The 6,784-nt window shown below is 71.3% G+C and carries 4 protein-coding genes and 1 pseudogene; 3 read left to right on the top strand and 2 right to left on the bottom strand.

Features of this window, described 5'->3' with window-relative positions; translation table 11 throughout:
- Positions 1-198: pseudogene (locus ACFXA3_RS30690) on the top strand (hypothetical protein); the annotation flags it as partial.
- Between the two features lie 370 nt (positions 199-568).
- Here ACFXA3_RS30690 and ACFXA3_RS30685 read toward each other — a convergent pair.
- A complete protein-coding gene (locus ACFXA3_RS30685; RefSeq protein ID WP_385191936.1) occupies positions 569-1,390 on the bottom strand; it encodes an oxidoreductase in 822 nt (273 codons plus the stop codon).
- Positions 1,391-1,499: 109 nt separating this feature from the next.
- Here ACFXA3_RS30685 and ACFXA3_RS30680 point away from each other — a divergent pair, with 109 nt between their 5' ends.
- Positions 1,500-2,561: an ATP-binding protein gene (locus tag ACFXA3_RS30680; RefSeq protein ID WP_385191933.1), complete on the top strand. Its 1,062-nt coding sequence runs from the start codon at positions 1,500-1,502 to the stop codon at positions 2,559-2,561.
- Here the strand turns inward: ACFXA3_RS30680 and ACFXA3_RS30675 are convergent.
- Complete coding sequence (locus ACFXA3_RS30675) at positions 2,515-3,825, bottom strand: hypothetical protein (protein ID WP_385191931.1); 1,311 nt, start codon at positions 3,823-3,825, stop codon at positions 2,515-2,517. The genes ACFXA3_RS30680 and ACFXA3_RS30675 overlap by 47 nt on opposite strands.
- A 245-nt stretch (positions 3,826-4,070) precedes the next feature.
- Between ACFXA3_RS30675 and ACFXA3_RS30670 the strand changes: the two genes are divergently transcribed.
- On the top strand, positions 4,071-6,578 hold the full coding sequence (locus ACFXA3_RS30670; protein WP_385191928.1) for a SulP family inorganic anion transporter: 2,508 nt from the start codon (positions 4,071-4,073) through the stop codon (positions 6,576-6,578).
- Positions 6,579-6,784: the final 206 nt, after the last annotated feature.

Here is a 6,784-nt window from a genome sequence, read left to right as displayed (position 1 = left end):
GGGGGGCGGGGGGGGCGGGTGCGGGGGTTCAACCGGCGGGTGCGGCTGACGCAGGGGCTGCCCGGGCTGACGAGGCCGGCCCCCCCGGCGCTGGTCGCCGCCGCGGCGGTCGGGGCGGCAGCGGCCACCGCCGGCCTGGTCTGGTACGCGAGCCGGCGCCGGGCGAGCGCCCTGGCCGCCGTCGCGACGTCGGCCTGACCCACCGCACGCCCCGCTGAGCAGGGCGGATGCGCGGTGTCGCATTCGCCCGGGGGTGTCCGGGAAAGTAAAAAAAATGGTCAGGGGTTCCGCTTGTCTCCCAAGCGGAGTACAAAGGAGTCAACGGCCCGCGAGACCAAAGAACATCCGAGAGGATCATCTTTAAAACGCAGTAAGGCCCACGGACCGAAGCATGAACGCCGAGCACCCACGCGACGTCGACCCGTCGATTACGGGCCAGCCGCACCAGGTGACGGGCAAAGTTCCCGACCTGATGGGCAACCATCGAGGACGCTTGGTAACTGGGCGTAAATGCCAGCGGCGACACCAGAGCAAGACGGTGTCGCCGCAACCCTGTTCCGGGTCCGTTTCAGGCCGCGCCGCGCTGCAGGGCCTCACAGACCGCCGTCGACTCGCGGACACCGAGCTCGATCGCCCGGCCACAGTGCGCGATCCAGGCCGCCATCCCCTCGGCCGTGCCCGACACGTAGCCCTCGAACGCCGCCAGGTAGGCCTCGCGCCCCTGCTCCGCGTGACCGACCTCCGCCGGGCAGATCGCCTTCGGGTCCAGACCGCTGTTGATCAGCACGATCCGCTCGGCCGCCCGCGCGACCAGCCCGTTGTACGAGCCGAACGGGCGCAGCGCCAGCAGCTCGCCGTGCACCACCGCCGACGTGACCAGCGCCGGGGCCGAGCCGCCCGCGATGATCAGCCGGGACAGGCCGTCCAGCCGGCCCGCCACCTCGTCCGCGCTCGGCAACGGGAGCGTGACGAAGGGCTCGTCCACCGGTTCGCCCGCCAGACGCGGCCGTCCCACCGCGTCACCGTCGGCCGTCGACCCCGACGCCACCAGGTGCAGGCGCGCCAGCACCCGCAGCGGCGACTGCCGCCAGATGCTCAGCAGCTGACCCGCCTCCGCCGTCAGCCGCAGCGCCGCGCCCACCGTGCGCGCCTCCGCCTCCGCCCCGAAGTCCGTGCGCCGGCGCACCTCCTCCAGCGCCCAGTCCGCCCCGGACAGCGCCGCACTCCCGCGGGCCCCGCGCAACGCGGCCTCCGAGGTGATCTCCCCGCTGCGCCGGCGCATCACGCGGTGCCCGTAGACCCGGTCCACGGCCTTGCGTACGGAATCCACGGCTTCGGCGACGCCCGGGAGCGAACCCAGGGCGGCCAGCGGGTCAGAAGCGCTACTCATAAGTAGGGAGCCTACGCACTGGACGCCCATGGCACCGACCCCTCCTTGGAGTGGTCTTCTTCACTTACCGGCACCACGGAAAGCGACCGAGCGACTACCCTTGGTGAACATGAAGATCGCTTTCGTGGGAAAGGGCGGCAGTGGCAAGACGACCCTGTCCTCCCTCTTCATCCGCCACCTCGCCGCCAATGAGGCCCCCGTCGTCGCGGTGGACGCCGACATCAACCAGCACCTGGGCGCGGCCCTCGGACTCGCCGAGGACGAGGCGGCCGCACTGCCCGCCCTGGGCGCGCACCTGCCCCTGATCAAGGAGTACCTGCGGGGCTCCAACCCGCGCATCGCCTCCGCCGACACGATGATCAAGACGACCCCGCCCGGCGCCGGATCGCGCCTGCTGCGGATCACCGAGGACAACCCGGTGTACGAGGCCTGCGCGCGCACGGTGCTGCTCGACGGGGAGCCGGTACGGCTGATGGCCACCGGGCCGTTCACCGAATCGGACCTCGGGGTCGCCTGCTACCACTCCAAGGTCGGGGCGGTGGAACTCTGCCTCAACCACCTGGTCGACGGCCCGGACGAGTACGTCGTGGTCGACATGACCGCCGGATCGGACTCCTTCGCCTCGGGCATGTTCACCCGTTTCGACGTGACCTTCCTGGTCGCGGAGCCGACCCGCAAGGGCATCTCCGTCTACCGCCAGTACAAGGAGTACGCCCGGGACTTCGGGGTCGTCCTCAAGGTCATCGGCAACAAGGTGCAGGGCACCGACGACATCGAGTTCCTGCAGGACGAGGTCGGCGAGGACCTGCTCGTCACCGTCGGGCACTCCGACTGGGTGCGGGCGATGGAGAAGGGCCGCCCGGCGGCGTTCGAGCTGCTGGAGGCGAGCAACCGGCTCGCCCTCCAGGCCCTCCAGGACGCGGCCGACGACTCGTACGCCCACCGCGACTGGGACCGGTACACCGAGCAGATGGTCCACTTCCACCTGCGGAACGCGCAGAGCTGGGGCAACGCCAAGACCGGGGCCGACCTGGCTGCCCAGGTCGACCCCGATTTCGTCCTGCGGGAGAGCACCGCGGCCTCCGGCCTGCCGGCGGACCCGGAGCCGGCGGCCGGCGATCCGGTCAGTCCTCGCCCGAACCCTCTTCGGCCCGCTCCGCAGCCGGCTTGACCGCGGGGGCGGCCGGCTTGGCCGGCGGCCCCGCCGTCAGGAACCTCGTCCAGCCGTCCTTGGGCGCCTCGCCGACATCGAGGCCGCGCATCCACTCCAGGACCTTCGGGTCCTGGGCGTCCAGCCAGTCGGTCAGCTCGCGGAACGGCACGCAGCGGACCTCCTTCTTTGTGCACATCGACTTGATGGAGTCCTCGACGGCCTTCATGTAGGTGCCGCCGTTCCACGACTCGAAGTGGTTGCCGATGATCAGCGGCGCGCGGTTGCCCTCGTAGACCCGGTCGAAGGCCTGCTGGAGGCCCTCGCGCATCTGCTCGCCCCAGTACTCGTGCTGCGAGGGGTCGCCCTGCGTGGTCGTCCCGGACTGGTTGACCAGGTAGTTGTAGTCCATGCTCAGCGTCTCGAAGGCCCGCCCGGGCATGGGCACCAGCTGGAGCGGGACGTCCCACAGGCCGTCCGTCTTCTTCGGCCAGATCTGCTTGCTGATGCCGCTGGAGTCGTAGCGGAAGCCCATGTCCTTGGCCGCCAGCATGAAGTTCTTCTGGCCTTCGAGGCAGGGGGTGCGGGCGCCGATGAGCTCCTTGTCGTAGTCGAAGGGGAGCGGCTCCATGCCCTTGAGGCCCGGCGTGTTCGTCTTCCAGTTCTTCACGAAGGCCTTGGCCTGGTTGATCTCGCTCTTCCACTCCGGCACGGACCAGGTGCCGACACCGCCGTCGGGGCCGCAGAAGTGGCCGTTGAAGTGGGTGCCGATCTCGTTGCCCTCCAGCCAGGCCTCGCGGACCTGGGTGGCCGTGTCCTTGATCCCCTGGACATCGCCGAAGCCGATGTCGGAGAGGCCGGAGTCGTGCTGCGGGGCCGTGTAGAGGGAACGTTTCTCCTCCGGGAGCATGTACACGCCGCTGAGGAAGTACGTCATCCGGGCGTTGTACTGCTTGCCGACCTCGCGGAAGTGCGAGAAGAGCTTCTGGCTGTCCTCGCCGGCGCCGTCCCACGAGAACACCACGAACTGCGGCGGCTTCTCGCCGGGCTTCAGCTTCTGCGGCTTCTGCACGTTCGGCTGGCGGCCCGTGTACGCCGTCGACCCGTCACCGATCAGCCGGTTGACGCTGCCGGGGGCCGCCTCCGGGGCCGCCGCACCCTTCTTGCCGTTGGGCCCCCCGGGAGAGGGGGGCTTGACGGGTTCCGAGGTGCTGCACCCGGCGACGCCCAGCACCAGCGCCGTGGCGACCAGGCCGCCGGCGATCTTCTTCGTGGCGGCGATCATCCGTCCACCTCTCCTCGCAGTTCCATCGCGGGTCTTCCGCGCCGCAACGTCCCATGCGGTCCGCCGTGAGGATGATGTGACAAGCCGTACAAAATGCTTAATCACCCCTGAGCGCTAATTCCTAGACCATTTGCTCCCATTCCGTATCGTTTTCCTTTACTCTCCATTACCTTTCATTTACTGAGTGTTGAGACTGAGTGTTGAGACTCCCGCCGCTTCATCCCTCCGCAGAGGAGACGGGACCTATGACCGCCACATCCCCCACGCCCCTCGTCGAAGCCCTCGGCACGCCCGACGCCGAGCCCGGCACGCACGGCACGTCCGCCCCCACGGCCGACGGCGCCCCCGGACGCCGCCCCGGCGGCGCGCCCTGCAAGGGACACCGCGCCGATCTGCACGCCGACCTCTCCGCCTCCCTGACCGTCTTCCTGATCGCCCTGCCGCTCTCCCTCGGCATCGCCCTGGCCACCGGCGCCCCGCTCCAGGCGGGCCTGGTCGCCGCGGCCGTCGGGGGGATCGTGGCCGGGCGCCTGGGCGGCACCCCCCTCCAGGTGAGCGGGCCGGCGACCGGACTAACCGTCGTCACCGCCGAGTTGATCCAGCGCTACGGATGGCGCACCACCTGCGCCATCACCGTGCTCGCCGGCTGCTGCCAGCTGGCGCTGGCGGCGCTGCGCACGGCCCGGTCCGCGCTCATGGTCAGCCCGGCCATCGTGCACGGCATGCTCGCGGGCGTCGGCGTCACGATCGCGCTGGCCCAGCTGCACATCGTCCTCGGCGGCACTCCGCAGAGCTCGGCGATCGCCAACGTCAAGGGGCTGCCAGCCCAGTTGGCCGGGCTGCACCCGGCCGCGATCGCCGTCAGCGCCCTGACCCTGGCCGTACTGCTCGGCTGGCCGCGGCTCCCCGGGCGGGTGGGTCTCGCCCTGCGCAAGGTCCCGGCCGCACTGGCCGCCGTCGCCACGGCAACGGCCTTCGCCGCCCTGGCCGGGCTCACCCTGCCCCGGGTGGACCTGCCGTCCTGGCGCAGCCACACCCTGCCCGAGCTCCCCGAGGGTCCCGTCCTCGGCCTCATCGCGGCCGTCCTGACGGTCACGCTCGTCGGCAGCGTGGAATCCCTGCTGTCCGCGGTGGCCACCGACAAGCTGATCGCCTCCCAGCGGCGTACGGGCAACCGCCCGCCGCGCGCCGACCTCAACCGCGAACTGCGCGGACAGGGTGCGGCGAACATCCTCTCCGGGGCACTGGGGGGACTGCCCGTCGCCGGCGGCGCCGTCCGCAGCGTGGCCAACGTCAAGTCCGGGGCCGTCAGCCGCCGGTCGGTCATGCTGCACGGGCTGTGGATCCTGCTCGCGGCCGGACTCCTCGTCCCGGTCCTCGACCTGATCCCGCTCGCGGCGCTGGCCGCGCTGGTGATGGCGCTGGGCGTGCGGATGGTGAGCGCCACGCACCTGCGGACCGTCACCCGGCACCGCGAGATCGTGGTCTACGTGACGACGATCGCGGCGGTGGTGCTCGGCGGGGTCCTGCTGGGCGTCGCCATCGGCATCGCCGTGGCCGTCGCGATCGCCCTGCACCGGCTGGCCCGGACCCGGATCACGGTGGAGGTGTCCGACGGCGTCCACCGGGTCTGGGCGCGCGGGCAGTTGACGTTCCTCGCCGTGCCGCGGCTGAGCCGGGTCCTCAACCAGATCCCGCCCGGCGGGCGCGTGGTCGTGGAGCTGGACGGCTCGTTCATGGACCACGCGGCGTACGAGACGCTGCAGGACTGGCAGGACGCCCACCTGGTGCACGGGGGCTCCCTGGAGGTCACCGGCCGCTCCACCACCCGGATGGGCGGGGCGGACCGCGCCGACCGCTCCCAGCGCGGAGCGCACCACTGCTGCCGCCCCTGGACCCCGTGGATGAACCACTGCGACCACCGGCCGGCCGCCGAGCCCACGATCCCCGGCGCGGCCCCGGCCCCCGACGCGATGGAGACCGTGGAACCACCGGCCCCGCGCCGCCGCCGGGGCGCCGGTCAACTGGCCAGCGGCATCAGCGCCTTCCAGCGGGACACCGCGCCCCTCGTGCGCGACGAGCTGGCCCGGCTGGCCCGGGAGGGGCAGCGGCCCTCGCAGCTCTTCCTGACCTGCGCGGACTCCCGCCTGGTGACCAGCATGATCACGGCCAGCGGCCCCGGCGACCTGTTCACGGTCCGCAACGTCGGCAACCTGGTCCCCCTGCCGGGCGCCGAGGCCACGGACGACTCGGTCGCGGCGGCCATCGAGTACGCGGTGGACGTGCTGAAGGTGGACAGCATCACGGTGTGCGGGCACTCGGGCTGCGGGGCGATGCAGGCGCTGCTGAACTCCACGCCCGGCGCGCCGATGACGCCGCTGCGCCGGTGGCTGCGGCACGGGCTGCCCAGCCTGGAGCGGATGCGCAGCCGCCACCACGCCTGGGCGCGGATCGCGGGCCGGCTCCCGGCGGACGCCGTGGAGCAGCTGTGCCTGACCAATGTGGTGCAGCAGCTGGAGCACCTGCGGGCGCACGAGTCGGTGGCCCGGCGGCTCGCGGAGGGCACGCTGGAGCTGCACGGGATGTACTTCCACGTGGGTGAGGCCCAGGCGTACCTGCTGTCAGAGGGCGAGGACTTCTTCGACTGCCGGGTCTTCGACAGCGTCGGACACGACAGCGGTCACGACAGTGGTCACGACAGCGGACACGGCGTCGGGCACGGTGTCGGACACGGTGTCGGACAACATGTCTGAATGATGACCGAATCGCCGTCACCCGCGGTTCCGGATCATGGACGCGAGTGAACCGATACCCTCCGTTGTCCGTGCCACAGAGTGGCGCCCGCGGCGCCGCCGCCCGCGGGCGGGGGGGCGCCGGCCGGGGGGGCGGCCGGGGGAGTAGGGGGGTGTGGTTAATAAAATTAGAGCGCGCGGGCGTATTATTTGTTTTTTTTGGTGGT

It is taken from the genome of Streptomyces sp. NPDC059456 (assembly GCF_042750055.1).
GTDB lineage: Bacteria > Actinomycetota > Actinomycetes > Streptomycetales > Streptomycetaceae > Streptomyces.
This window is presented reverse-complemented; position numbering and strand designations above follow the sequence as displayed.